Here is a 25,305-nt window from a genome sequence, read left to right on the forward strand (position 1 = left end):
AATCGAGAAAGGAACACAAACCATGCGGAAAATCATCGTAACAATCGTTGCAATCATCACAATAGCAGCTGCGGCGCATGCGGAGCAGTCCAATGTGTACAAATGCTTCGGCGTGCAGGCTGTCGACCCGCCCGTCTGGAAAAAGATTGCAACCCTGGGGCTGGCAAGTGAACAGACCATTAACATCGACACGCAGTTCCTGGTTCCCGTCACCGTGTCTGGCCGCGATATCGAAGAGGCGATGGACGCCCAAAAGATACTCGCCACGGAGGCAATGAAACTGGATGCATCTCAAATTCGGGCCGCTCAAGTTACCTGCACTGGTCCCGCCGGCGATGTAATTCATCTCGCTTACGATCGCGAACACATCGGTTTCCGGAGCCGATACCAGCCAGCCCCCGCGGCAGCGGCACTGGAGGCGGCCAAAACTCATGCTGGCACTGCTTACGATCAGGGGGTGTACCAGTGACCCTCAACACGCTCCGGTAAACAAATCATTCAACGAATGGAGAAAACATCATGAACAAAGGATTTGCACAGGTTTTAGTAGGGTTTTTGATGATGATCGGAATGGCAGCATTGGCGGGGTGCGGGTCGGATGCTGCAAAAACCTCCGCATCTACAACAGCGCAAAAGCAAACGCCGACACTGACGGCAATCACGATTACCCCTGCCACCAACAATCTCGCGGTCGGTGCAACCCAACAGCTGACCGCCATCGGAACGTACTCAGACGGCACGACTGCGGATATATCGCGCGACGCAAATTGGGTATCCTCGGATCCGACAATTGCCCTGCCGGCGCAATCAACCGTAGGTTTCCCCCCTCACGCGGGTACAACTGGGGAGATCAGCGGAGTAGCCACAGGTACGGCGACTATCACTGTGACGTCCGGGGCGATTACATCGTCTCCATTTGTGATGCATGTCGGGACGCTGACGGCAATATCGATTACACCCTCACCAACCGCCAGTATTGGCCAGAACACAACCCAGCAGTTTGCCGCGGTGGGTACGTTTGCGGACGGCTCGATGGGCGATATCACAAACAGTGTTGTCTGGTCGTCGTCTGATCAGTCCATTGCAGCAGCAAACACGGTCATAAGCGGATTCCCGGCGCATCAGGTGGCGACTGGTGCCACCGGCCAGGTGACGGGCACTGGGCTCGGGACGGCGACTATTACTGCAGCCGTCGGGGCGATTACGTCAAATTCGGTGACGGTAACGGTGGTCGAAAGCGCACTGAAATCGGCAACTGCACAATAGCCCAACTATCACCTCAACCCCCGGCTCCGGCCGGGGGGGATTAACTATGCAAACCCGCGTGGGCGGAGAAGGAGTAACGAACATGCAAAAGATTTTTGTTTGGATATTGATGGTCACCACCCTGGTGGTGTTTGCGGGGTGCGGAAGAAAGACCGACGGGACGCCGGGGGCCTTAAATGCAACGTTCGCGAACCAGTCGTCCGCCGTGAAATGGAAAATATCGGCCTCCTCTGGTAGTGCCCAGTTGACTGCCGTTCTACCGGCGTCGGCCACCGGGACGGCGACTTTTTCGACCTCCGGCGGGACGTTGTCGCAAGCGGCTGTACCGGTGGATACGTCCGCCACCACCAAAACAGCTGTAACCAAGGTTATCGGCACCGGCGTGTATAAAGTCAAGGTTGCGGCGCCGGCCGCGGATGGGAGCCAGATCACCGGTGAAACTACGGTGAGTACCGTTCCGGTATCGTGGACTATGTCGCAGACTGCGACCAGCGCCGCTGCAATCGGGTCAACGTGGTCAGTCAGTATGACTGCCTCGGCAGCCGGATCATTTTCGATCTACGCCGAAACTACTAACGACCTGCCAATTTATCATCTTGCTGCGAACAACTCTGATGGGACGTTGCGGTATGATCATGTGATCGTTTCTCCGGCAAACATGGCACCCAGCGGCACTCATGGTGCACTGCAGGTAGATTTGTCCAATGTCTACATTATGTTTTCTGGTAACTCTGATGATGGTTCGGCGGTAGTGGCATATGACGTGACAACGGGCACTCAGAGATGGATATATAATAATCCAGCAATGGGCATCGGAATGGCCAGTGACCCGGTTGACGGAAAAACGCTGTATTTGCTCGAAAATTGGATGAACCGTGATGGGACTAACGCAGGAAATATCGTAGCTATCAACACCGTTGATGGCAGTTCGAAATGGACTACTCAGACGACCATGGATTATATCAATGTCGTCACCTGCTACGGTGGTTCGGTTTTTGCCGGAGGTACGTCAGCTGATGGGGTGAATTATTTCGTCAGCAAATATGATAAATCCTCTGGCAATTTAGTGTTCGAAAAAACGTTCTCTCCGCCCGCCAGTATGACAGATCAATATGGCAATCCCGGATCCGGAGTTGTTAATGCAATATCCACTGATGGTTCAGGCGTCTATTTTGCTGGAGTTATGCTTAACCCCCTGGTACCAGGTTCATACCAAAGCTATGCTGCAAAAATAGATCTGGGCGGCCAATTGCTCTGGGCAAATGGCACGCAGATAGATATCCAGGGCATGTTTGCAGCTACGGATGGCAGCGGCTACTTCGCGGTGGGGTCTGACGGCCCCGGTGCGGCCGTAATAAACAAATATAATCCTAACGGCAGCCTGCTTTGGACGTCTCAAATTTCCAATTTAAATCTTCCACAAATTGCTGTTTCCGGTTCGGCTGTTTATGCGGCGGGTATTATCTATAATAGCACCGGCGGGGTGGCAGGAGTATTCCGATTAAACGACATTGAGTAGTTGCAATGAACCATCCGCTGCACCGCCGCCGGGACGGTAAAATCCCGGCACATGTTTTATGCCGCTGAATTTCGACTGTCAGAGGCGGAAAAGAGGTTGCTCAAAAATTAACGTTTACCGGCCGGTGATCTCCTTGAGGAATGCCCGAATACGACCGCCACTGGCACCGGCCAGGTTTATCATAGACCAGAGGCGAGTTCAAAAAGGGGCGGGGCCTGCGCGGAGCGTTCAAGGTCCCATGTGAGGCGGCCGGTGAAACCCGGCCAAGCCTCGCAACAACATTTTGGGGAGTTAATCAATATGATCGATGTGTATGAAATCAATAGGGACAACAAATCCCGCACCCTTCGGGTTTCTGGAACAAAATTACTTGTCCTGGTAATGAGTTACACACAGGCTCATCTCTATTTTCAGTCAAAGGGAATGCTTGTCGAGGGGCCACGTCTCCGCGAAATGCGGCAGGAGTTGAATCCTCACCTTCCAGGGCCCGTAGTGGCAGTGGCGTTTGTCGAGGAACAGATGTACGCCCTCGTGGAGCATGAGCCTGCAATGCACATAAATCACCCAACTGCGGATGTGTGGCAGTCGGCTGTAGCTTAACATTTTCGAGGCAATCCGTGACCACACAGACAATATACGAAATCGATACCAACACCGAACCGTCTGTCTTTGACGATGGCTATTGGCTGGCGCTATTTGCAGAGCTCGGCTGGCCATATTCCTGCGATCTGGAGCCCGAGCAGGCTTATTTTGTCGACCTGGAGGAAGAGATAGATCTGCGAGAGTTTGAGGAATCAGAACCGGAGAGGATGGCAGCGTGAGTATTTTTGTGTGGACACTGGTAATTACCTGGCTCCTCGCCGGCTGTTGTGCGGTCACCGCGCGGGCGGAGACGGAGACCGAGGCTGTGGGGATGGTGCTGGGGCATGATACTGTGCAGATTCAAGCGACAGCTCAAACTCCAACACCGAGGCCACCATGGGTGCCGGCATACTCCAGCGACGACTGGAGGACGGAGATGAGGATTTACCTGGCGCCCGTTGATTCGAGGAAACTGCTGTTGATGGCCGAGGCTGCAGAGGCAGAGAATAAATTTGATTTCAGGTTCCAGGTCAGGCGCTGGGGCGGTACTGCAGCAAGCAAACATGCAATCTACTCACTTGTATTCATCTTCTGAGAAATATACTTACGATAGGGAAGGGGAGTGAGCATGAATAGAATTAGCCCGGAAGAATATGCAAAAGCTGTTGTGGACTGTATCAATTTGGCAAGGCAATCAACTGGCGGCGGCCGTGTCGCAGCCCAGGCAATACTCAGCGCGTACAACGGCGATTCGTTTCAATTGGACGTGTCCGGCCTCTGCAACCTTGACAACGACAATTATGAAACCGTCCTCAAAGTAATCCGCGGGCGCTTTGAGGTGGGCCGTGAACCGCATGAAATGGTCTCGGATGGCGGCAAAATTTTCCGGGCGCTGTGGACACAGTGGGAGCGTTTGGAGCTTGTCGAACGGGCAAAACGTGAGTGTCCTGACTGCAATGGCCGCGGAGCAATTTTCCTAAACACGAATGATGACGACGATATGACTACAAAGCCGTGTGAGAGGTGTGCGGGAACCGGTAGAATTTGTAGATGTGCATGATCAAAAACCGCACATGTACCTCTTGGGCCATCGGCTTGTTAAAAAGCAGGAAATGCTAACAGTGATCCATATGGCAACATATATAATTGGCGTTAATGTACTAAATATATTTTATCTTTTTGCTAAATTGCAAAACAATTACTTTCAATTTATCTTATAGCTCACCGTATTGCTCCTTAATCCACTTGGGCCGTCCACTGCCCACCAACTATATGTCCCAGAAGGTTTGCTTGTTGAGGACGGATATGGCACACTAAAAGTGCCATTTGTATCTATAAGTTGCGATGATGTTGGATACTCTGTTCCGTCTGGTTTTTGGAAGTGTAGTGTAGCATTACTATTTGGGCTGAATCCTGTCCCCCAGTCGGTAAAGGTTGTCCCTGCAGGGCCTGACATAGGCGATTGTGCTATTGTTGGGTTCAAAGTAATGGTATACCTTAGAGAATTACTAGCTTTCCCAGTTGGACCGTCTACTACCCACCATGTATAGGTTCCTGGTGCTTTGGACGTCGTAGATGGGTATGAGATTGAAAAAGCTCCATTAGCATTTATTGCTTGCGACTGTGGCGTATATTCAGTTCCATCTGGTTTTTGCACATTCAGAGTCGCAGTGCTGCTTGGTGAAAATCCAGATCCTGACTGTTGGAAAGTTGTTCCACCTGGGCCTGACGAGGGTGTCTGAGAAATCTGTGGATTTATTGCCTGGGTCACCGTGTAGCTCACCGGGTTGCTGATTTTCCCGGTTGGCCCATCGACTCCCCACCACGTGTAAGTGCCTAGTGTCCTGTCCAGAGGAATTGTATAGGTTATAGAAAATGATCCATCTGACTTGATAGTTTGCGATGACGGCGGGAACTCTGTTCCATCAGGTTTTTTGAAGTGCAGGACGGCAGTGCTATTTGGACTGAAACCAGTTCCCCACTGTGAGACAGTATCTCCTTGCTTTGCCGTCATTGGTGTTTGAGCGACCGTCGGGTTCACGCTCACGCCCTGATTCACAGTGTAGCTAACGGTGTTACTGACTTTCCCGGTTGGGCCATCGACCCCCCACCACGTATAAGTGCCAGGAGTTCTGTCCAGAGGAATTGTGTAGGTTATAGAAAATGAACCATCAGATTTGATAGTTTGCGATGATGGTGAGAACTCTGTTCCATCAGGCTTCTTAAAATGCAGAACGGCCGTGCTGTTTGGACTGAAACCAGTACCCCATTGTGAGACCGTATCTCCTTGTTTAGCTGTCATTGGCGTTTGAGCTACGGCTGGTGTGATATTTCCGGTTTGAGTTACAGTATAGACGACAATGTTGCTGATATTCCCGGTTGGGCCATCGACTCCCCACCAAGTGTACGAACCTGGTATCCTGTCGCTTGGCACGGTGTAGTCAACTGAAAAACTGCCGTCTGATTTAATTACTTGCTGCGATGGAGTGAATTCGCTTCCGTCTGGTTTGCGGAAATGCAAGGCAGCTGTACTGTTTGGGGTAAATCCTGTTCCCCATTGAGTGATTAAGCCATCTTGCGCTACCGACATCGGGCTTTGTGCGATTATGGGGGCGATGATTTGATCAGGTAAAACATCGAGACTAAAATCTTTTGACACAGGGGTAGCAGCCACATTACGGACTTGGGCTGCAGCTGTTTTTCCAACAGCATTAGGCCCGGCAGAAAGTGAAAATCCATATGTACCAGCCGTAGTTGGTTTTCCAGTGAGCTCACCTTGTAAATTAAGCGATAAACCACTGGGTAGATTGCCGGTTATAATATTCCAAAAACATTGAATTACGCTTCCAATGCTGGAGAATTTGTAATAATAATTCTGATTAACTCTCGCAGAAGGAAGTTGCTTTGGTGAAGATATTATCAACGTAGAGCTCCCTGGTGCACTTGTAACAGTAATAGCAGAGTCTCTTTTTACGTTCTCACCTGCTAAATCAATCACCTTGACGGAAAAAGTAAATGTCCCTTCTTTGGTTGGCGTCCCTGATATAATTCCGTCTTTTGATATGCTTAAACCGTCAGGCAAATTGCCGTTAATTATGCTCCATGAATATGGGGTTGTGCCATTAACAGCTGAAAGTGTCTGGCTATACCATGTACCCACAGTTAATGTAGGACACATAGACAAACTTTTGTCTGAAATTGCCAAGGGCAAGGGTTCGCCTTTGCGTCTTACAGCAATTCCTATTTTTTTATGTTTCGACCCACCCCATGTATCTTCAAAGCTCTTCCTCGTGTAAGCCTTATTATGCCCGTTAGACTCGTGTGATAATCCTTGTCCGGGATCATTTACGATAATATTTGAATCGTCATATCCAACTACTACCATCCAATGGTCTGCCCCATTTCTCATTATGTTACTGAAGTTACCTTTTTGAGTAAGAGTCAAAACAATAACGGGGTGCCCTTTGTCGATTTCATCTTCAATTCCTGATAAATCGTCAGTTGTGACCACCATAGCATCAAAACCTTTATCTTTGAGCAATGCTAACAACATTGAATCATTAGTCAATTGACCATTATAATATTCCGAAGACCCTGGATTGCCTGATGGCTTGTAATTACTATAATGTGACGCCATGAAATCGATAATGGCTTTAATACTATTTTCAGCATTCCCTTTTACAGTATTCCCATTAGAATCCTTTGAATCCGAGGTCAGAGGTGTGTTATTTAAAAAGGACGCTACCATTAAATAACATGCTGGACCACAGTTTACCGTATGATCCCAATCACCAGGAGGCACTTGAGGGATCCAAGGCACAGTAAGTGTAGTAGGCGCAGCACTATTTGCTGCTAGAATTTTCTTTGCAACGGAATTGCTTTTGTCTGAGCCAATCACCCCTATAAACTTATCTTCGTTACTAGCGGTTGCTCCCGCAAGAGTGGGTCCATCCGAAGCAGATGAACTGGGGCTGGAACCTGAGCCTCCACAGCTTGTCATTGCGACAAATGAAACAAGCGAAATCACCAGATATACGAAATGGCGATATTTCATTCCAGCCTCCTAAACAATTAAATTTGAAAAGCTTATAGGTTTGGTAGTTCTAATCCGATGAGACAAGACACGGTAGAAGAAAATGATGTTGCCCTTTATCTATTCATCAGTATTTTTGGATAGCTTCTGGTCGAAAATATAAAATGCCGGCACACGGAAATAATCCGTAGTGCCGGCCTTTAAAATCAGATCACTGTATTTGGAAAGACTTAAAAGGCGCACAAAAGCCCCCAGATGAAAAATCCGGCAGCCCAGCTGTCCATTATAATGAACTGGACCTGTGGCTTTGTGTGCCTACCTTGCGATAGGGTTACCCTAGATCGGAATTGTTGTTCAAATACTCCTTAGTATCGGTGAAATCAAGTTATATATTGATATGTTACACTGTATTGCTGTTAAAAAAATTAACACTATCAAATTTATCATAATTATATTAGATAGTTGAAACCGCAATTTTTATGCACCTTTTTTGCACTATTTAGTTTTTTGCAGGTTTCGGATCGGACGCGAGGGAAACCCCTGGGCTTCTGCAAAGAAAACCGCGGTCAGTGATTATGAAGGTGGTTTTGACCGACGGCGAACTGAGCACGATTGATAAGCATCGGCCCTGGCCGGCCACATTGAAAAATGAAGTGATAAAAAGGGGGACCTAATAACCAGGTCCCCCCCCTCAACCAAATCCTAAGCAGCACAGTCTACGTTACTTTGCCTTCACCGCAGATTTACGCACAGCGGTAGTTACCTTTACCGGTTTAGCAGGTTTCGCAGCCTTTACGGCCTTAGCAGTTTTCGCAGGCGCCTTCGCCGCAGCGATCTTCTCAGCCCGCACCTTACGAGCTTTTGCCAGGTTATCACCGAGCCCCCTGTCTAGCGCTGCCTGTCGCCTGGATTCACTGTAGTTTTTGGCTGACAAGGACTGAGACGAGGGGATATTGAATTGCTTGCGGTATTGTCCAGGCTTCAGTCCGTGAGCCATGTTCAGGTGGCGGGTAAGGGTTTTAAAACCACCTTTTCCGCAGATCATGCAGATCACTTCGTCCTTCTTGAATGCTTGTTTTATGGTGAGCGCCGGCTTTGCCTCAGCAGATATGCCTTCTGCGGGTGTCCCGGATTCAAGAGCTTTCAGAGTTGAATGAACCTTCTGGAGTTCTGCGAGAAGATCATCACTACTCATTTGATTTGCGGATGCGTGAGCCGATACGATATCTGCTACCATTTCCATTAAAGAGGCCATTAATTTAGTCCTTTCAGTGATCTATTATGATACTTATGTTTATAATATATACTATGTCTGATATATATCAAGATTATTTAAGTAAAAAATCTTGCTAATTTGAAACAGTAGTATCGACGCCAAACACTCTCAGCTCTATAGCCCCAAGCTTATTCATATTAATCGATGATGCAAGCTGTTGCAGTCTGTCGATCAAGTCACGAAATCCTAGTTTTTCATTTGTGTCTGGATCACGCCATGACCGAGACCTATGATATGAGATCACCAGAACACCGTGTCGCCGTGTTGATGGTTTCAAGTAGTCCTCCGCAAGTTGCTTTTTCAAGGCTTTTTCGAGATATCGCACCGACCAGCCCATGTTTGCGTTTTTGATCTCTACGGCAACCTCGAACTGAGCTGCAGTGGATGAGATGATGATGTCTGGTTTGTCTCCAAGAGCGATATGAGCCTCCCTGTGAGCATGAAAACGCCCTTGTGAGCGCAGGCTCATTTGCTCTGCTAGCCACTTTTGGACTTCATCTTCATCCTGAGCCCGTTCGAGCAAGGCCCGGGAAGTGGCGTCACTAGTGGAAAAACTTAATTTTATGTCCGAGAGGATTCCCATCACAATTTTCAAAAGAGCATCACCTGTCTTTGCAGGCTCAACATGTTCGCTTTCCAATGTGATTACTTCTGAGGGATTCCAAGCGGACGGTTCAGAATCTATTTCGGCCTTACCTCGCGCAAGCTCTTTGAAGCGGATCTTTAAATCTCTGAAAGCTGGATCATCAGCCAAAGTACGCAAAGCGCGGTAAGCGTCGGCGCCAGGTCTATTGATCAATGTGCTGAGGATGGTATTGCAAGCTCCATCTAAATTATCCGAATCATCAACTGGAATCTGCAAGTTGTGAGCTAAGCGGAGGAGGGATTCAAGGGAGGCTACGGAGGCTTTTCCCAGAAGATTTGGAGCGGAAAAGTTGTACCGGCCGAAAAGGGCAACGAGAACTCCAGCCACTCGGGAATCATTAGGGATAATAGCAGGATTAGAAATCCAGGCAAAAAATTCTTGCGTAGCAGCGTCAGCATCAATCAGGTACATCATCGTAATGTATAGAATCATAAGCTTGTCATCGCTTGTGGATTGAGCCGCTTGCAGCCTCCGCCGTGCAAGCGAAACAATTTTACGCTGCTGAAATTCTTCAAGTTTCAGACGAGGTAAAATTCTTATTCCGTTGCCAAGTATTTCGATATTTCTAGGTTTTTTACCAGTGATGGTCTCAAATAGTATTTGGTTGACCGCTTCCTGAATCTGGACGTCCTTCCCAGCATAATGTGATAAAAAGTCGCAACGTCCTTTGTGGTTTCCTGACCATTCGTTTTGTATGGTCTTTCTTAGTATCGGTAGGGCTATAGAAGGATGGCTTTGTACAAGGTCATCAAACCAGTTTTGATATCCCTGTTCTGATATGCAGGCATGCTGTACAGCTCGTTCAGCCTCCGAGGCGCTTAACCGTTGGGCCCAATCAGCATTACCTTCGGCTTCCACTCCCAGGCCGGCAATCGAAAGAATTGTTGTGTGTTTCACCGTAATTTGGTTATTCCCTTTATGTGTAGGTCTTTCCGGTAGTGTGACGCGCCAAATAACTTTTAAACCATCCCGATAAGCCTCAGCGATCGGCCTACTGAATCCCTCTTCAATTAGCCTCCATTGCATGCAAGCCTTTAGGTGACTTTCATAGGCCCGATGTTGCAGCCAGGTACAAAGATTATGTAATCTGTACGCTCCAGCAGACCAAGAAGCCAATTTTTCAGAATCATAGAGGACAGATGGGTCTTTCTCCAGATCACTACAAAATGCGACCCAAGAATCTTTATCTTTACGTTCCCTCTCTTCTGCTTCAAGTACATATTTTTGGTGCTTTTCCATTAACTTGCGGTGCTCTTCGGTTTCAATCATTGCAACAGGTGTGAGGTATTTATTGAGATCGCTCTCAAGTATGGAGTTCCCAAAAATAAGTTCACGCAATTTGGGCAGCTCGACGTCATGTATACCAGCAAAGGCAATAATTCTGAATGCAGCACTTAAAGCCGTTTGTTGCTCCAGCTCGTTGTCTCGACCAGAAATATCATCATATAACCAGGCAAGATCATCAGGTTCGAGAGCCCACAACGAATCCCCATAAAAGAAAATCTCATTTACGAGGACTGGACGAGTATCTTCATGGTCAGTGTTCTGACGGATTTCCCCAACATCAGCCCAAAACAGCTTTCGTTTGAGAAATCTGTTGCTATTAATGGACTTTCTTATATCCAACATATCTTCATTTTTCGACATGTTTTGATCAGAACGTTCTATTGCCATAAGTAAATGAATCAGCCCATCGGTCGCATCAACTTTATCTTGATTGACCAATACTTCTTTTGCAATTAAGGTGAAATCGACCGCAAGACCATGGTGCTGTGCGGATGTTCGTCTATATGAGTCTTTGAATGGTGGTGAAAGAACCAGATTTGAGAGTCCATCCATTAGCTGTTCCCTGCTTGCGGCAGGGCACAGCTCCCATAAGCTATAAATCTCGTGATCAATATCTCTGAGAGATTCTTCTCTGGCCTTCGGTGTGTGACGAATCATATTGAGCAAATCGTCAACTAAAAGGTGAGATGGGAAGAGTATTGTTGCGAAATACGGGCAGAGACGCGGACTAATCCGGCCAGTAGCTCCCCTGGTCCAGGTTGCTGCAGCACTCAAACCATCCTGGTCATCGCAGCTAACAAGAGCTTGAAGGGCAACAGTCCGAAAATAGTCATCTGCATTTTCCTCCAAGGCAGTTAGGCGTGCTAAATCGATGCATTCCAGGATTTTTGCTTCTCTTATCAACCCCAGGAGGTTGGATCTGAAATCCTCGCGATGATTCAGCTCCCAAGCTCGTCGTATGGCTACGCTCAATTCAGGTGTAGCAAACATCCATATTGATCTGTGGTCCAATGAATCATTTGATATTTCGCCGGCCGCGTGACGTGTGGCGTAGTTCAACAAAAGGCGTTCTTTAGCCTCCAATGGAAAAGAACGCGAATCCCCATAACGCAAAAGAACAATGGGTTCACGTTGAATAATCTCATCACGGAATGATGGATGTTTGATAGCAAGCCAAGCTGCTGGTGCATGTAAAGAGGGTACAAGTGTCTTAACACCGTAGGCTTCCTTGAATATAAGATCCCAAATTACCTGCTCAGGACAGCCAGACTGTAGCAGCTTATCAAACCAGCAAGCTGTGAGGTATTCTTGGGTGCCACGATGATGAAACCGGATACGTCCATAGGTGGCTGGCGCAAAAATTCCTCTACGCGTCAGTGCATTGCGCTCAGCGTCGGTCCAATCATTCAGGATATTAGTAGGGTCAAGTGCGTTTTGGGCTAGAGATGGATCAGGTTCATGGCCGGCTGCTCTCAGAGTGTAGGATTTACCAAGTGTTAGTGCTGCCGCCAGCCTTTCCCCACCAGTCCGTGATTTTTCATAAGTCAGATCGTTATTGTCTCCGCGGAATTTGTCTCTTTCGGAAAGCTTTCTGCAAATGCTATTCTCTGTCATTTCTACCAATGACCCAAAAGACTTGTGGCACTTCCAATATTCAGCCAGGTCTAACAGGTCACCTGGTCGTTCAGCATAAGCATCAAGACCATGCTGAACAATAGCAGCTACAAAATCTTCAGGATCATCAACACTTGCTGCAACAGCAAGTTTATGTTGTTGCGCGGCGCTTAGAGGAGTGAGCTGCACAACCAAAAGGTATCCAAGCTTTTGTACTGGTTCCTCTTCTTCTTCATAGGTTTGTCGGTTCTTCCGATTTTCTTTGTTGAAAATTGGGTTTAACAGCCGTTCGTGTTCACCCTCTGGTTGTGCGGGTGGCTCTGGTTTCTGATATACAGGGAGAAGGCGCTCAACTTCAGTGCGGTCTTCTCCGCATTTCCAATCACTTGCTCTGCATGATATATAGACGTGTGCTCTTTCTAACCCTCTGCCTAGTTCTTTTGCTAAGTGGCGTAGAGCTCTCTCAACGCTCTTCCGGTTGAGGCGAGCTTCATCAACTGAGTCCAGGAAAAACCACCCAGTTTCTCCTGTTTGATTCTCCTTCCATACCTCGAATGCCGCAGCTTCCGACGGGTCCAATGCCTCTTCAAACCCTTCATCAGCGAGATCCTCAATTCGAATAAAAAAAGCCGCCTTCCCCTGAGCGGCAAGTGCTCTGGCCTGATTTTTAAATTCCTCAGTTTTACCGCTTGATGCCTCCGCTAGCAGAACTACACGGTCATATTTCAGTGAATCTTCCCATCTAAGCCACCCAGCGACCTTGTGACCCCATGCCATACCGATCTCTAGGTTGCTTTCTTGTTCTTTGCTGATTACCGCAAAGCATCGATTAAGTTCGATAAATTGCATTGTTGTTCCTTCATTTTCCGGGAATTTAAACGCATTTAAACAATACGTGAAGGAAAGGTGATGGTCAACAATGAGTAGCCGTAGAAAACGTATTTCGGGGCTCTACCAATTTTTTATCTGAATCGTGAGCTGACCTCGTAAAAGGAAAATAATTCAAATGCCCGCCGGCGTGTGATATTAGAAGTGTGTGATGCTACATCTGAAAATCAGGAGGTGTCATGAAAAAGCTTCTGTGGTTACTGCTGGCAGCACTATTCCTCGCCGGCTGCGCGCCCCTCTCGGTAGAAACCAAGACAACAGCCTTTTACACACCGGATTTCAAAATTAGAGGGTCAATCTCCGTAGTTGCTGCTGAAGCGGCGGTAAACAGTTCACTTGAATTTGCGCGCTACAAAATGCAGTTTGAGGAAAAGCTCGCGTCCAAAGGCTACAGTATAGCGAGCAATCCGGCAGAAGCCCAATATATCGCATTTGTGTCATACGGCATCGACACCGGCAAAAACGCCAATGTCTCGACACCTATCTTTGGCCAGACAGGTGGAGGCACAAGCTATTCGTACGGATCAGTAGGAGGGACCTCATTTACCGGCACTTCCTATTCGATGCCAACCTACGGCATTGTGGGTTCGATGAACAGTTCAGAAACTGTCTATACCAGGTCTATCGCACTGGATATTGTGGACGCTGCCAGTCTGAAAGCAGGCCATGCCGTAAAGGTCTACGAGGCCCGGGCAAAGAGTAACGGAATGTGCAGTGTTATAGCGGGTGTCTTTGAGGAGATGCTAGAGGCGCTCTTCACCGAATTCCCTGGCGAGAATGGCAAGGTACGTACTATCACGGTGCAATCGAAAGGGGACTGCTGAGATACTGGCAAAATACAATCCAAAGGAGCCATTGTGAAGATATTTATTACCGCCCTCATTATGATTTCAACTATGGCTACTACTGCATTTTCTGATGAAAACTATTTTAGCGAAGGCCTTGCAGCCGCCAAACGAGGGGATTTTGTCACCGCCAAACAGAAATGGCAGCCAATCGCGATTTTAGGAAATATTAACGCCCAATTCAACATGGGGCTTTTGTATGAAAAAGGGAGGGGCGTTACTCAAGACTATGCTGAAGCAGCCAAGTGGTACCGAATGGCCGCAGACCAAGGCGATGCAGTGGCACAATTCAAGTTGGGGTATTTATATTCTGATGGTACAGGACTCCCTCAAAACTATGCTGAGGCTGTGAAATGGTATCGAAAAGCTGCAGACCAGGGTGATAGGGACGCTCAAAGAAACTTGGGTGGACGTTACAGCTACGGCGAAGGAGTAACACAGGACAAACAGGAGGCGTTGAAATGGTTTGTTAAAGCAGCAAATCAAGGTGACGCCGGGTCAATGTATGTAATAGGGTCTATGTATAGTAGAGGCGATGGTGTAAAACAGAGCTACAAAGAAGCCCTTGTGTGGTATCAGAGAGCCGCGGATCTGGGTGATCGTGACGCTCAGCAAGAAGTTGAAGTGATGAAGTTGAGAATTATGGAAGAAACAAGTTCTAAAAAATAGCAACTTATATATTGTAATGTTCAGCAACCTTAAATAACACATATACCATCAGAAATCATCAGCAATCTATTGCAACCACATTATATCATTTGCAACCATCTGCTTTCATCTGCAACCATTACCCCTCAAAACCGCCCTCCAAATCTGCGGTCTGCGGACTGATATCCTCGTGATCCGGCGCCGGCCGCCGCGAGGGCCAATGATCCCTGGGATCTGCCAGGTTGTTGTTAGGACTCTGTTAGGTTTTCGTCGGGACTGTGATGCGGGGGACGGACGGGGAACGGGGACCGGGGGTTATGGGTTAGGCTGCCAACATGGCCGGGAGAAATGCGGGCGCGCCGTGTGAGTTTTATGGAGAGGAGGGGCGGACAAACAGAAGTGGACAGACAGCCGGGCAATCGGAGTTATATGGTACTTGAGGGGGATTGAATTCCATATTTTGTGCTATAATATTCACAGAGATAGGGATTAAATGCTTGACATCCTAACCGACGTTGGGTATTTTCCCTACCATCTTACTACCCCATCGCTTTCGAGCATGGGCGCGGGGCGCCAGTAAAATGGCGCCCCTGCTATTTTCTGAGGTGTTCATCATTGGTAAGAACCTACGTCTACATCGATGGTTTCAACCTATACCACCGCCTCCTTTACAATTCACCATATAAATGGCTTGACGTTAAACGCCTCTGCGAACAGCTCCTCAAACCTTACAACCAGATAGTGGCAATCAAATATTTTACTGCCCTCGTCTCCGGTCGAACTGACCCAAATCAGCCCATTCGCCAGGAAACTTATTTCCGCGCTATGCAGCACTATATTCCTGAGATGACACTCTACTACGGCAGCTTTCAGACCCACCCCAAAATAGCTCGCCTAGTCACGCCTATCAATGGGAAAAATTACGCTGAAGTGCTGAAAACCGAGGAAAAAGGTTCCGATGTAAATCTGTCGGTCCACCTTCTTAACGATGCTTGGCTGGACGCATACGATTCAGCAGTCCTAATCTCAAACGATAGCGACATTGCAGAAGCCCTTAGACTCGTCAGGCTTCACCATCCTACGAAAACAATTGGTCTCTTGAGCCCTGTCGAAATGCCCTCTAATGAATTAAAAAAACACGCGACATACGTAAAGAAAATTCGTAATGGCGTCCTTGCCAATTCGCAATTGCCGAATCCAGTCCCAGGGACATCTTTCAGTAAGCCCGCTTCCTGGTAAATCTCTCTCTTCCTCATCACACCATTCCCCAAAGTCTGACACTCTCGACCACCCCAGCGCCCAGAACCACCCCTCAATCTTGGACTCTGTCAGGTTTTCGTCAGGTCTGTGTTGAGGGGGACGGCCGGGAACCGGGGGTTGTTTGTCAGGTTAAGAGTATCTACATTGGGCAGGATGATGTGGTAGCGCCGAAGAAGTATTTGCAGTACGTACCTATATTGGGTACATAGTGCATATGATTAAGGCTAAGCGAGAGGGGCACGTTTGCGAGGAATCCTGCTGTTTTCGATTGTGGCTTTTGCACGCGCAACGATAGCAGTAGAGACTTTCATCTCAGAAAGCTTTTTTGCCATGACATCATTAATTGGCGGATTCGTGCCTACCTGGATGCGCCTGGTCGGTATGAAAAAATCAGATCGATCCATTAATTTCACCCTCTAATGCCACCAGTGCAGACATTATTGTGCCAATGTCAGGATATTCACCAAAAATCATTGAGCGCATATCGCGGTAATCTGCCGTAACCGATTCCAGGACATGCCCCTTTGGCACAAGACGTAAAGTACCCGGCTTGGCCAAATCATATCTGGCCCAACCCCTCGGATAAAATCTGTCCTTGAACTCTACCACGTCTGACAACAGATCCAAATCGGCCAGAGCAGTATTTTTGACCGACGAGGTCGCCATTTTTGCTAGGTCATAGTAGTGCCGAGAGTATCTCAGTGGTTGGGGACTGCCGGCCGGCCGATACGCTTCGTGATGAAGAATTGTTGCCTTTTCCCAGAACGTGCGTTCAGCCTTGATGGCTTTAACCGGACACTCACTCCGCTCGAAAACTGCGGGGAATACCTCTGCAGTATAAGGGTGAATTGTATAATTTGCATAGGGAAGCCATGACGCCAGAGGCCCAATCTCCAAGCGCACCTCTGGTCTTAAATAGTCATGGTCGAAGGCGGCGGGGTAGCTAATGTTCAATACATTAGGATCGCCCCCATCTACTTCACATCGACAAATCGGACCGACACATTCAGACACTTGTCGCAGCAATTCTGTGGCGATATAAGCCTGCCCCCGCTCGTCTATATCCTTATTCAGCTTTTGTTGTTTCGATTTAGATCTGGCCGCTTTTGGGTCTTCACCCGTGAGGGTGGTCCAATCGAGAATTAAATCAATGTCCTCCGAAAAGCGGTCAATGAGACTAAACACCTTGGAGAGACTCGTTCCACCTTTAAACATCAAGATACGGGACAGGTCCGTGTGAGCAAATAACTTATCAAGAGTCCACGTGACCCAGAAATCCTTTTCCACGATAGCTGGGGTCATGTCCCGTCGGGCAGCCGTTTCAGAAAAGAGATCGCTACGCTGTTTTGCAGATAAATTGGCAACCTTATCCATTCGGCTTCTCCCGACAAATTTCCTTGATGCAGTCGTAGACCCAGCCAGTGGCTGTTTTAGTATCTTTCAAAATTTTGGGACACATATCTGAGCTAAACTGCTTACGGATTTTATCCATTATTTCTGGGCTAACCCGCTGCTTACCAAGTGCTTTAAGCGCTTGAACAATGATTCCACTTTCCCGGTGTTTAAAACCAATTTCTTTAAGAGCGGTTTTTTTGAACTCCAGGGTGTAATTGAGAATTTTATAAGTGCGATTCGGGCCATCAGAGAGATAAATATATTTGCCCAGGACCTGGGTAGACAAGCCAAGGAGATTTAGAGCAGCATCTCCAGAGGGCTGAATGCGCCAGTTAAATTTGCGCGCAAAAGACCTGGCAACCTGGTCAAAATCAGGGCTCAATTGTTGTTTCAACAGATCACTGTATTTGGGGTAGTCATACAGTCCACGATAGATACGGCGGATTTTGCCTTCGCCTGCCAGATCCGATAGGGCGTTATCGATCTGCTTGCGTTCAAATTCGTCTATAAATTCATTTGGGAAGAAAGCCCAACCCCTACCGTGTCCATATATCCTAAAAAGTATCTTATCATTGATACCTTGCAAGGTATTGCTCCTTTCAAAAATCTAGAAAAATATACTATTTTTTCTAGGAATTGCAAAGGAAATTATCGTCTAGCCCACCATCCCCCGTAAACCTCAGAGAGACTCCCCATCGTCCGGCACCTCCCCCGCAAAATCTCCACAAAAACCACACGAAAACCCCGTGGGAACTTGACTCTGCACCTTAAAGAAGGTATAGAAGTTCTTGACAACGCCTGCCACCTCCTTCGGGACGTCGGTGGGCTTTTTTTATTTCAAACAAAATCATCGTCTCCCCCAACTAACATTAGTTAATACTCACGCAAAAAAATCCGCATAAAATCTCACCTGCCTGCCTGTTTCATCAACAATAAGTTGATATAAACCGAATAGTTACTGATGTTGCAACTCCGAATTCCGGTTGACCGGTAGGCCGGGTTGAGACAGAATGGGGGTGATGAGATGCCCGACCTGTAACAGCGAACTGATTGAAACCCGAGAAGACACGGACTATGCCGAGAGCGGGTTTTTGATCTCTATCGTGCTCAGAGATATCAGAGTGCTTCGGTGCCCCGCGTGCCCAAATTATGTGATTTCGATATACAGAATGGTGGAACTGCATAGGAAAATAAAGGCTGCGGCGAAAAAGGTTAAAGGCGATCAAGATACCGTTGAAGCAGAGATTGTTGGGGACCATTGGGTGGTAAAAGTCGTACCGCGATACGACATTTGGCACAACACTCCGCGCTCGCAGCCGCTAATTGATTGGAAGGAATAAATGACCCGGAGAAAAAAGAATGCTCCGTATAGAGTCGGGATGAGACTCCCGGATAAGCTCCCGAAGAAGACTCTGGAGTTTATGAAAAACGCGGTAACACCTCCGCAGGTCTATGAACTTGTCGCACGGGTAAAAGCTGTTGAAGAGAGATCGAAGCGTGAGTCTGAAAGAGCTGAAGCAATTGCAACCCCTGACAAACACACATATCAGGTCACCTGGTCGGAAGAGGACGGTGAATATGCAGGGCTTTGCGTTGAGTTCACAAACCTTCGCCATTTGGCAAAAACGCCAGTAGAGGCGCTGGCGGGGATTCGGGGGCTGGTAAAGGATGTGGAAGCTGAGCTGCTTCGAAACGGGGTGCCGCCGGGGCAGAGTACGGGAAGCCGCGGATTGAGCGGATTTTGACGGTTAGTTGAGGGGAGAGTCATGATATCGACCGTCAACTTTGCTGTAGCCGGCGACACTCACGGCCATATGCATCTAATGGTCGAAAGGCTCAAGCAGATGTCAGAGCAGACCGGGGTTACACCGTCATTCGTCCTCCAAGTTGGTGATTTCCAGCCTATCAGGAATCAGGATGACCTTACCTCGATGAATGCTCCAGAGCGGCACCGTAGCATCGGTGATTTCCCGGACTTCGCCGCCGGCTCGGCGACCTTCCCCTGGCCACTATGGTTCATTGCCGGCAACCACGAACCCTTCTATTACCTTGACCAGCACCTGGAGGGGTTCACCCTCGTGCCGAATTGTCATTATCTTGGCCGGGCAGGCCGGGCGACCGTTGAAGGTCTTGTCGTTGCCGGTCTCTCGGGAATATACAGTGAAAAACACTTTCACGAAAAACGTACTCCGACCAGACTGAAAGACCAGAACTGGAAGCGCCGCGGCTATTTCTCAGATGAGGACCTTCAGACAATGCTTAATATGCCCCGGCCCGATATCCTGCTGTTGCACGACTGCCCGGTTGACGTTTTCGGCAGAGATGTTCCTTTACGAGGGAATTTAATTGTTCGGGAACTGGTAGAGCGCATGGCGCCCAAACTGGTTCTGTGCGGTCACATCCACCAGTTTGCCAGGGGTATAATCAACGGATCTCAGGTTTATGCGTTTGGCCACATCAAAGATGATGCGGGGAGTGTAGCAATTTTCCAGTGGCGAGAGGATGCTGGGATTGAGTTGATTAGTGTCAATCGGGAGCAGCAATGGCAATTGTAGTCGGCGACATACACGGCGATCTCGCCATGACCCGGGCCTTTCTTTCCTACAAGCCCGAGGCGGAGCATGTATCCCTGGGCGATATCGTCGATTCACGGGATCCTCTGACCCCTTTCGACGAGGAACTGGCCTGCCTCGACCTTTTGCTGGATTCTGATTGTGTACTCGTGTGGGGCAACCATGATCTAGCCTACACTCCAGAGCGGCCTTGGGGAGACTTCACCCGCCACGGCCGTATCAACGATCCGGAAGTCCAGGCGTGGATCGACGATAACCAGTACCTGGCCAGTATCTTCGAGAAAAATAGGGAGCTCTATTGCCGAGACATCTTCGAGTCCCGCTACCACCTTGCCCGCCAGAAAGACCAGGTTAAGGCCGCCCACGCCGCCGGCGGCTGGCTCTGCACTCACGCCGGGGTATCCACCGCCCTGACGGCTGCCTTACCCTCCGCCCCTTGGGGCTCCGCGGATCCATCGGCTATCGCCTCGTGGATCTGTGAGGAGTTTGAGCGGGAGTTTGCGACAAAAGCCCGGCCCTGGCACGAGTCATTGGCACACTACGGCAAGGGCCCGCTGTTTTGCAGAGACTGGACTCGTGGTGGTGAAGATTCCTTCGGCGGCATCTTCTGGTATGACCCCCAATGGGAGCCTTCACACCCTCCTGATCCGCGATTTAAACAGATATTCGGCCACACAAAGGTTGCGGGCCCTATGCGGAAGGGTAACCACGTCAACATCCACATCGAGGACGGCTGGTGGGTTTTCGACACTGAAACTGAGGGGTTTGTGAGGCTGGGGCCGTGAGTAGCCAAAAAACGAAGTCTAAATACAGAAGTGACCTGTTTGCAGCGATTCATGAAACCGCGAGTGATCTCTTTCGAGTTGGGATTATAAACAAAGAAAAAATGGAACAATTTGATAAGTGGTGTTTAGCAAATCCGAAGCTATTCAAGCGCATGGTTGAGGATGGTTATAACAAAGAGGCGACAAAGAAATGATTTGGATCACCGGAGACCTCCACGGCGGCGTGACGGCCTGGCACATATCCTCCGCTAAGTTCAAACCGGCGAAGAATGGCGATATTTGCCTCTGCTGCGGTGACCTCGGCGGGGTCTGGTACCACGACTACCACATGAATGAGAAGCATCGGAGAGAAGAGGGCTATTTCCTGGAGCAGACTCTTCGACAGCGTGTGACCTGGTTGGCCGTGGATGGAAACCACGAAAACTTCGCCAGGCTGTTCGGCGGAGAGTTTCCGTTGGTGGATTTGTACGGCGGGAAGGCCTACCAGGTCCGGAAGAACGTCTACTACCTGAAACGTGGCGAGGTGTTCGAGATCGAGGGGAAAACGTTCCTGGCCTTTGGCGGGGCCATGAGCCATGACAAGGCCCCTGGGTGGGTCCGACCTCCTCTCTCTTATGGGCTTGGTGGCTTCGGCGATGGCCGTGAGTGGAACAAGGGACGAACAGAGGGGATCGACTGGTGGCCGGAGGAGATTCCGAGCCGCGAGGATTTCGAGAACGCCTGCCGCAACCTGGAGAGAGTAGGGTGGAAGGTGGATTATGTGATCAGTCACACCTGTCCGGTGAGCGAGAGGATTATGTTTGGCGGCCGGAAGCACCTGGCTGATCCGACGGAGAGCATGCTGCAGGAGCTGTGGGACCGGGGGTTGGAGTTCGGGGAGTGGCACTTTGGGCACTTCCACGAGGAGAAGCGGGTGGATAAGTTTGTGTGCCACTATAACCAGGTGGAGCTGCTGGGTGGGATATTATAATGTTGGAAGTGGCGCATGATCCTGTGATGCAGATGATGATATTCTTATCTGCCGTTGGGCTGGCATCTATCGTAATTCAGATTGTTGGGAAATTCAGGAAGGCCCGCCCAGACCGGGAGACCGCTTTTGCGGGCGGACCTGGACATGTCCCGGCCGAAAAGGCTCTGCATGACCGCCTGGCAAATCTGGGTATCCGCATGTATATGTTGTCCTATGGTTCAGGTCCCATTAATCAGCTTATATACATGCATCCGCACAAAACAACTCCAGAGTGGCGGTCCGATATTCGGCGGATTGTTGGAGAGATCAAGAAGGCTGGACTCTGTGGCGACGAGGCAATTAATGCATTATTAAGCAAATTGCAGGATGCGGGTTATATGGAGACCACGGACGTGGTGTCCGATGTTTATGAGTGCCGTGTTGATGGGAAATTGCCGGGGATTTTTGATAACCCAATACATTTAGAGCAGGCGGACGGATTTGGTCACCATGGATGGGAATCCAAGAAATGAGGCAGGGGTTGAGGGAAAGGATTACATTTCGCTGGTTTTGTGAAAAATTTACTGCCAACGAATAAAGCCATGACAACAACGGAACTGAAAAAATAGCCCTGCGTAAAAATTGGCTGAGTGACTAAAATTCATTACTATCGCTAGGTTCTCCATCATCATTGTAAAATCTTCGTGTTAGCACATCGGCTGCCGCTTCTCCAAGGGAAGGGTAGAGTGCCAAGAGTAGATATTTGCTAATTTTTGAAAGTTTCGGATCGTGTTGTCTCAAAACTCGGATTGCGTTAGGGTCAATGTTTAAGAGTTTCTCTACGTGGACTAAGGCAACCTGATACTCTTCTAATAATAACTGACCCCTGTTAAAGTCAGCTTTCGAGTCTAGCCAATTTGCAAAATAGGTTGCGACGCCTTCCTCAAGATATGTAGTTTCTCGTCGAAGACTTGGTGACAAGAGATGAACGCATTCGTGCGCACACTGGAGACACGCCAATTCAAAATCTAGAAAAGCCGCCTTTTCTAATTGAATGACGGCTGTTTTATCTCGTACGGAAAGATGCGGTCCTCCTTCGAACAAAAAATCGACACCGAGTAGTACGAAATCCTTATCCCTCGGGCCAAAAAGCTCTTCCACATCTTTGATTATATTTTTTAAGCATGTTGATAAGGGCGGTGCCCATTCCTCTTTATAAGGCGACTTAAAAACAACGGGCCATTTTTCGTCGAATATTTTCTCTGGTTCCACCATGGGATACATACTCATACTCCTCGTGCTGCGCCCTTGATCTTCATTTACACCCTCGCAATACACCCCACACCATCATATTTAACATTATTCACCAGATCCGGCACCTTGTAGGCCTCCAGGACCTCTGAGGGAATAGGCTCGAACATGCTCCTCAGTTGCTCTGGATCGTGCATGCTGTGACTCAGCCAGAGTCCGTAATCTTCTGGCCGGAGGATCACCGGCATACGGTCGTGTAACGGCGCCACGAGCTCATTGGCCCTGGTCGTGAGAATGGTGAAGGTCTCCAGGAAGTTCTCGTCCTCAAGCCGCTTCCATTGTTCCCATAGTCCAGCGAAGCACATCGGCGAGCCGTCGGCCATGTGGATGTAGTGCGGCTGTTTCTTCCCACCCTCGAGAGCCGGCGGCATCCACTCAAAAAAGCCTCCTGCCGGCACGATGCAGCGTCTGTATTTTATTGCTTGGCGAAAGGCTGGCTTCTCGGCGACGGTCTCACACCTAGCGTTTATCATCTGGTTGCCAATTTTGGGATCTTTTGCCCAGAAGGGCACGAGTCCCCATTTCATAAAATCGACGCGGTTGTGGTCGCCCTCGTTGCGGACCACGGCCACATTCTGGGTTGGGGCAACATTATAACGTGCCGGTTGGTTACCGAGGTCTTTCTCAATCCGGTCGATGATCTTCTTCAGCTCTTGAATGGGTATGTCGGTGACAAAGCGGCCACACATAGTTAATGCGCCACCTTCATGCGTTTGACCTCTTCCAGAAACTCTCCCCTGGTGATCAGCCCCCTCCGTTCCAGGATGTTGAACATGGCCGTGATCTCGAAGCTGTTGGAAATAACCAACTCCTCCAGGGACACGGTGTCCTGTTGGTCAAGTTTCTCTGCCATAGTTACCTCGTGTAGGGGGTTGAGTGGGCTTTGTGGATCTCGTAGTTCCGCAGGTACTTCTCCATCAGAGGCTTATTCCCTTTGATGACCAGGAGGTTTTCGGCGTTCTTCTCTTCGGCCGCTTTGGTGAAGTTGAAACTACCGGTGATCAGGGTGGCGCGGTCGATGATTATGATCTTGTTATGGGCAATGGCGTGGGCCGAGTCGATCAGGACCGGTATGCCGGCGTTGGCCAAAAAAGTGGCCGCGGAATACTTCGCCGTGGCGTTGCTCTTGTCTAGGACTGCCTCAATCTTAACGCCCCGCTTCCGGGCGTCAAGGAGGGCTTTGGCAATCGGCTTGCTGGTGAATGAATAGGCCTGGACCAGAACCTCCTGCCGGGCGCCGCGGATTTCACTGACAACAGCCTCGGTGGTGCCACCTTGTGGCGAGAAGAAGGCCTCCACCGTGCCGGTTGACGGTAGCGGTGCTGCTGAGACGGATACGGCCATGAGTAGTATGATTATAAGGGCATTGATAGTTTTCACCTATTCACTCCTGATTGTAATAAAAAACCCCGGCGTCATGCACCAGCTCAAGGCTGGGAGAGGAACGTTCCGGGGGCAGTAGCTCTTTTTTACAATAGCTCATCGTTTAATGCAAGAAAAACGATGATGACAATATTACGGCTTCACGCTTTGCTGCATGAGGCCGTATCCAAACCAAACGTCATGGTCATTTTTCTTGCATCTGGTAGCAAGATGTTGGATTATATCCTTAACAGCACCCCCCACGCATCTCGTGAGATCTGCGCACCATGGGGGGTCATTTTATTTACCTGCCCCCTAAAACCTGAATCTCACTCCTGCCATTATCGACGATCCAGCCAAGTCTCCACCGCCTGCGTTGTTGTTGTCGCTTTCAGTAATCCCGAAGTAGCGGTAGCCAATATCCAGAGACGTTACCCGATCAAGCATAATATCCAGGCCGAAGCCGGCTTGATAGGCGAGGCCCGTCATGTCGCCATCCCACGGTCCGGCCGAGGCCACATGACCCCGGCCGAGGCCCAGTCCTGCCCCGAAGTAGGGGGTCACCGGAGTTCTATTCCGCGCCTGGAGCCAGCCATTGATCATCCAAGCCAGTGCCCAGGTATCTCCCCCGCCGTTGTGACCCGGCGCATAACGATAAGACAGTTCATTCTCCAACCGGAAGAAAGGGCCAAGCTCGGCGCCGAATGCACCGGCTACCCCAACTCCGCCGTCGTAGCGGGTCTCTGTGGGAGTAAGCGTGGTATTATCTGATGTTGTGTGCGTTGGCAGCCAGGCCCCACCGGCAATGGAGAGATAGGGGGCTACCCCGCCGTAGGGGTTGTAAGGGCTTTCGTTTCTGTAGCCGTCGCGAAAGGCGAAGGCTGTCTGGGCAGCAAGGATGCCGGTAAGAGCAACAACAAGAACGTACGGCGAAAATAGGCGTTTCATGGGCTGCCTCCTCGGGGATTTGTCGATACTTTGAGTGTATGACGTTTGTTTTCGTGGTTTTGTTACACTCGTCAATTACAGGATACTGCGGGCCTACGCTGCGGAGGGGGAATATGGA

At 49.2% G+C, this 25,305-nt stretch carries 25 protein-coding genes and 1 riboswitch; of the genes, 15 read left to right on the forward strand and 10 right to left on the reverse strand.

The window, feature by feature from the left end; all coding sequences use genetic code 11:
- Window positions 1-22 precede the first annotated feature (22 nt).
- From F6V30_RS14405 to F6V30_RS14430, 6 genes are all read left to right on the forward strand, one after another.
- The gene (locus F6V30_RS14405) at window positions 23-469 is read left to right on the forward strand and encodes a hypothetical protein (RefSeq protein WP_151157653.1); all 447 of its coding nucleotides are present in this window, start codon (window positions 23-25) and stop codon (window positions 467-469) included.
- Window positions 470-519: 50 nt separating this feature from the next.
- Complete coding sequence (locus F6V30_RS14410; RefSeq protein WP_151157654.1) at window positions 520-1,266, forward strand: Ig-like domain-containing protein; 747 nt, start codon at window positions 520-522, stop codon at window positions 1,264-1,266.
- 82 nt (window positions 1,267-1,348) lie between these two features.
- Entirely contained in the window at window positions 1,349-2,785 is a 1,437-nt protein-coding gene (locus F6V30_RS14415; RefSeq protein ID WP_191965716.1) for an outer membrane protein assembly factor BamB family protein, read from the forward strand.
- Between the two features lie 617 nt (window positions 2,786-3,402).
- The gene (locus tag F6V30_RS14420) at window positions 3,403-3,606 is read left to right on the forward strand and encodes a hypothetical protein (protein ID WP_151157656.1); all 204 of its coding nucleotides are present in this window, start codon (window positions 3,403-3,405) and stop codon (window positions 3,604-3,606) included.
- Window positions 3,603-3,962, forward strand: coding sequence for a hypothetical protein (locus F6V30_RS14425; protein ID WP_151157657.1), 360 nt, complete (start codon window positions 3,603-3,605; stop codon window positions 3,960-3,962). Before F6V30_RS14420 ends, F6V30_RS14425 begins: the two co-directional genes overlap by 4 nt.
- 33 nt (window positions 3,963-3,995) lie before the next feature.
- Window positions 3,996-4,427, forward strand: a complete 432-nt coding sequence (locus F6V30_RS14430; protein ID WP_151157658.1) for a DUF7673 family protein — start codon at window positions 3,996-3,998, stop codon at window positions 4,425-4,427.
- Window positions 4,428-4,571: 144 nt separating this feature from the next.
- On the opposite strand, the gene F6V30_RS14435 is transcribed toward F6V30_RS14430, so the two are convergent.
- From F6V30_RS14435 to F6V30_RS14445, 3 genes are all read right to left on the reverse strand, one after another.
- A complete protein-coding gene (locus tag F6V30_RS14435; RefSeq protein WP_151157659.1) occupies window positions 4,572-7,421 on the reverse strand; it encodes a C39 family peptidase in 2,850 nt (949 codons plus the stop codon).
- 242 nt (window positions 7,422-7,663) lie between these two features.
- A riboswitch (cyclic di-GMP riboswitch) is annotated at window positions 7,664-7,746 on the reverse strand.
- 375 nt (window positions 7,747-8,121) lie between these two features.
- Entirely contained in the window at window positions 8,122-8,655 is a 534-nt protein-coding gene (locus F6V30_RS14440; protein ID WP_151157660.1) for a Ros/MucR family transcriptional regulator, read from the reverse strand.
- A 94-nt stretch (window positions 8,656-8,749) separates the two neighbouring features.
- Window positions 8,750-13,072 (reverse strand): NACHT domain-containing protein, encoded by a 4,323-nt coding sequence (locus tag F6V30_RS14445; RefSeq protein ID WP_151157661.1) that lies wholly within the window; start codon window positions 13,070-13,072, stop codon window positions 8,750-8,752.
- A 218-nt stretch (window positions 13,073-13,290) separates the two neighbouring features.
- Here F6V30_RS14445 and F6V30_RS14450 point away from each other — a divergent pair, with 218 nt between their 5' ends.
- The 3 genes from F6V30_RS14450 to F6V30_RS14460 all read left to right on the forward strand — a co-directional run bounded on the left by F6V30_RS14450 (window position 13,291) and on the right by F6V30_RS14460 (window position 15,843).
- A complete protein-coding gene (locus F6V30_RS14450) occupies window positions 13,291-13,935 on the forward strand; it encodes a DUF4136 domain-containing protein (RefSeq protein WP_151157662.1) in 645 nt (214 codons plus the stop codon).
- 33 nt (window positions 13,936-13,968) lie between these two features.
- Window positions 13,969-14,625 (forward strand): tetratricopeptide repeat protein, encoded by a 657-nt coding sequence (locus F6V30_RS14455; protein WP_151157663.1) that lies wholly within the window; start codon window positions 13,969-13,971, stop codon window positions 14,623-14,625.
- A 594-nt stretch (window positions 14,626-15,219) separates the two neighbouring features.
- On the forward strand, window positions 15,220-15,843 hold the full coding sequence (locus F6V30_RS14460; RefSeq protein ID WP_151157664.1) for an NYN domain-containing protein: 624 nt from the start codon (window positions 15,220-15,222) through the stop codon (window positions 15,841-15,843).
- 411 nt (window positions 15,844-16,254) lie between these two features.
- Here the strand turns inward: F6V30_RS14460 and F6V30_RS14465 are convergent, their stop codons facing one another.
- Both F6V30_RS14465 and F6V30_RS14470 read right to left on the reverse strand, forming a co-directional pair.
- Window positions 16,255-17,238, reverse strand: a complete 984-nt coding sequence (locus F6V30_RS14465; protein ID WP_151157665.1) for a nucleotidyl transferase AbiEii/AbiGii toxin family protein — start codon at window positions 17,236-17,238, stop codon at window positions 16,255-16,257.
- Window positions 17,231-17,845 (reverse strand): DUF6088 family protein, encoded by a 615-nt coding sequence (locus F6V30_RS14470; RefSeq protein WP_151157666.1) that lies wholly within the window; start codon window positions 17,843-17,845, stop codon window positions 17,231-17,233. The genes F6V30_RS14465 and F6V30_RS14470 overlap by 8 nt, the downstream gene beginning before the upstream one ends.
- Before the next feature lie 754 nt (window positions 17,846-18,599).
- On the opposite strand from F6V30_RS14470, the gene F6V30_RS17180 reads away from it, so the two are divergent.
- The 6 genes from F6V30_RS17180 to F6V30_RS14500 are packed head-to-tail and all read left to right on the forward strand — an operon-like array spanning window position 18,600 to window position 22,099.
- Window positions 18,600-19,004 (forward strand): hypothetical protein, encoded by a 405-nt coding sequence (locus tag F6V30_RS17180; RefSeq protein ID WP_191965717.1) that lies wholly within the window; start codon window positions 18,600-18,602, stop codon window positions 19,002-19,004.
- A gap of 21 nt (window positions 19,005-19,025) precedes the next feature.
- Window positions 19,026-19,814 (forward strand): metallophosphoesterase, encoded by a 789-nt coding sequence (locus tag F6V30_RS14480; protein ID WP_151157667.1) that lies wholly within the window; start codon window positions 19,026-19,028, stop codon window positions 19,812-19,814.
- Window positions 19,802-20,617 (forward strand): metallophosphoesterase family protein, encoded by an 816-nt coding sequence (locus tag F6V30_RS14485; protein WP_151157668.1) that lies wholly within the window; start codon window positions 19,802-19,804, stop codon window positions 20,615-20,617. Before F6V30_RS14480 ends, F6V30_RS14485 begins: the two co-directional genes overlap by 13 nt.
- Window positions 20,614-20,811: a hypothetical protein gene (locus F6V30_RS14490; protein ID WP_151157669.1), complete on the forward strand. Its 198-nt coding sequence runs from the start codon at window positions 20,614-20,616 to the stop codon at window positions 20,809-20,811. The genes F6V30_RS14485 and F6V30_RS14490 overlap by 4 nt, the downstream gene beginning before the upstream one ends.
- Window positions 20,808-21,587 (forward strand): metallophosphoesterase, encoded by a 780-nt coding sequence (locus F6V30_RS14495; protein WP_151157670.1) that lies wholly within the window; start codon window positions 20,808-20,810, stop codon window positions 21,585-21,587. The genes F6V30_RS14490 and F6V30_RS14495 overlap by 4 nt, the downstream gene beginning before the upstream one ends.
- The gene (locus F6V30_RS14500) at window positions 21,587-22,099 is read left to right on the forward strand and encodes a hypothetical protein (RefSeq protein WP_151157671.1); all 513 of its coding nucleotides are present in this window, start codon (window positions 21,587-21,589) and stop codon (window positions 22,097-22,099) included. The genes F6V30_RS14495 and F6V30_RS14500 overlap by 1 nt, the downstream gene beginning before the upstream one ends.
- 121 nt (window positions 22,100-22,220) lie before the next feature.
- On the opposite strand, the gene F6V30_RS14505 is transcribed toward F6V30_RS14500, so the two are convergent.
- The 5 genes from F6V30_RS14505 to F6V30_RS14520 all read right to left on the reverse strand — a co-directional run bounded on the left by F6V30_RS14505 (window position 22,221) and on the right by F6V30_RS14520 (window position 25,187).
- Window positions 22,221-22,850 carry a hypothetical protein gene (locus F6V30_RS14505; RefSeq protein WP_151157672.1) on the reverse strand — a complete coding sequence of 210 codons (630 nt, stop codon included), beginning with the start codon at window positions 22,848-22,850 and terminating at the stop codon, window positions 22,221-22,223.
- 35 nt (window positions 22,851-22,885) lie between these two features.
- Window positions 22,886-23,566, reverse strand: a complete 681-nt coding sequence (locus tag F6V30_RS14510; RefSeq protein WP_151157673.1) for an SOS response-associated peptidase — start codon at window positions 23,564-23,566, stop codon at window positions 22,886-22,888.
- Between the two features lie 2 nt (window positions 23,567-23,568).
- On the reverse strand, window positions 23,569-23,730 hold the full coding sequence (locus tag F6V30_RS17185; RefSeq protein ID WP_191965718.1) for a hypothetical protein: 162 nt from the start codon (window positions 23,728-23,730) through the stop codon (window positions 23,569-23,571).
- Window positions 23,731-23,732: 2 nt separating this feature from the next.
- Entirely contained in the window at window positions 23,733-24,257 is a 525-nt protein-coding gene (locus F6V30_RS14515; protein ID WP_246163541.1) for a phospholipase D family nuclease, read from the reverse strand.
- Between the two features lie 297 nt (window positions 24,258-24,554).
- Window positions 24,555-25,187 (reverse strand): outer membrane protein, encoded by a 633-nt coding sequence (locus F6V30_RS14520; protein WP_151157674.1) that lies wholly within the window; start codon window positions 25,185-25,187, stop codon window positions 24,555-24,557.
- Between the last annotated feature and the right edge of the window lie 118 nt (window positions 25,188-25,305).

The sequence above is a fragment of the Oryzomonas sagensis genome (genome assembly GCF_008802355.1).
GTDB classification, from domain to species: domain Bacteria; phylum Desulfobacterota; class Desulfuromonadia; order Geobacterales; family Pseudopelobacteraceae; genus Oryzomonas; species Oryzomonas sagensis.

Bases quoted from the DNA above. Each gene is read 5' to 3' on its own strand.
- F6V30_RS14450 (WP_151157662.1), top strand. From the start codon at position 13,291: ATGAAAAAGCTTCTGTGGTTACTGCTGGCAGCACTATTCCTCGCCGGC.
- F6V30_RS14440 (WP_151157660.1), bottom strand. From the start codon at position 8,655: ATGGCCTCTTTAATGGAAATGGTAGCAGATATCGTATCGGCTCACGCA.
- F6V30_RS14500 (WP_151157671.1), top strand. From the start codon at position 21,587: ATGTTGGAAGTGGCGCATGATCCTGTGATGCAGATGATGATATTCTTA.
- F6V30_RS14405 (WP_151157653.1), top strand. From the start codon at position 23: ATGCGGAAAATCATCGTAACAATCGTTGCAATCATCACAATAGCAGCT.
- F6V30_RS14485 (WP_151157668.1), top strand. From the start codon at position 19,802: ATGGCAATTGTAGTCGGCGACATACACGGCGATCTCGCCATGACCCGG.
- F6V30_RS17185 (WP_191965718.1), bottom strand. From the start codon at position 23,730: ATGGCAGAGAAACTTGACCAACAGGACACCGTGTCCCTGGAGGAGTTG.
- F6V30_RS14430 (WP_151157658.1), top strand. From the start codon at position 3,996: ATGAATAGAATTAGCCCGGAAGAATATGCAAAAGCTGTTGTGGACTGT.
- F6V30_RS17180 (WP_191965717.1), top strand. From the start codon at position 18,600: ATGACCCGGAGAAAAAAGAATGCTCCGTATAGAGTCGGGATGAGACTC.
- F6V30_RS14445 (WP_151157661.1), bottom strand. From the start codon at position 13,072: ATGCAATTTATCGAACTTAATCGATGCTTTGCGGTAATCAGCAAAGAA.
- F6V30_RS14465 (WP_151157665.1), bottom strand. From the start codon at position 17,238: ATGGATAAGGTTGCCAATTTATCTGCAAAACAGCGTAGCGATCTCTTT.
- F6V30_RS14435 (WP_151157659.1), bottom strand. From the start codon at position 7,421: ATGAAATATCGCCATTTCGTATATCTGGTGATTTCGCTTGTTTCATTT.
- F6V30_RS14480 (WP_151157667.1), top strand. From the start codon at position 19,026: ATGATATCGACCGTCAACTTTGCTGTAGCCGGCGACACTCACGGCCAT.
- F6V30_RS14520 (WP_151157674.1), bottom strand. From the start codon at position 25,187: ATGAAACGCCTATTTTCGCCGTACGTTCTTGTTGTTGCTCTTACCGGC.
- F6V30_RS14505 (WP_151157672.1), bottom strand. From the start codon at position 22,850: ATGTATCCCATGGTGGAACCAGAGAAAATATTCGACGAAAAATGGCCC.
- F6V30_RS14510 (WP_151157673.1), bottom strand. From the start codon at position 23,566: ATGTGTGGCCGCTTTGTCACCGACATACCCATTCAAGAGCTGAAGAAG.
- F6V30_RS14495 (WP_151157670.1), top strand. From the start codon at position 20,808: ATGATTTGGATCACCGGAGACCTCCACGGCGGCGTGACGGCCTGGCAC.
- F6V30_RS14415 (WP_191965716.1), top strand. From the start codon at position 1,349: ATGCAAAAGATTTTTGTTTGGATATTGATGGTCACCACCCTGGTGGTG.
- F6V30_RS14410 (WP_151157654.1), top strand. From the start codon at position 520: ATGAACAAAGGATTTGCACAGGTTTTAGTAGGGTTTTTGATGATGATC.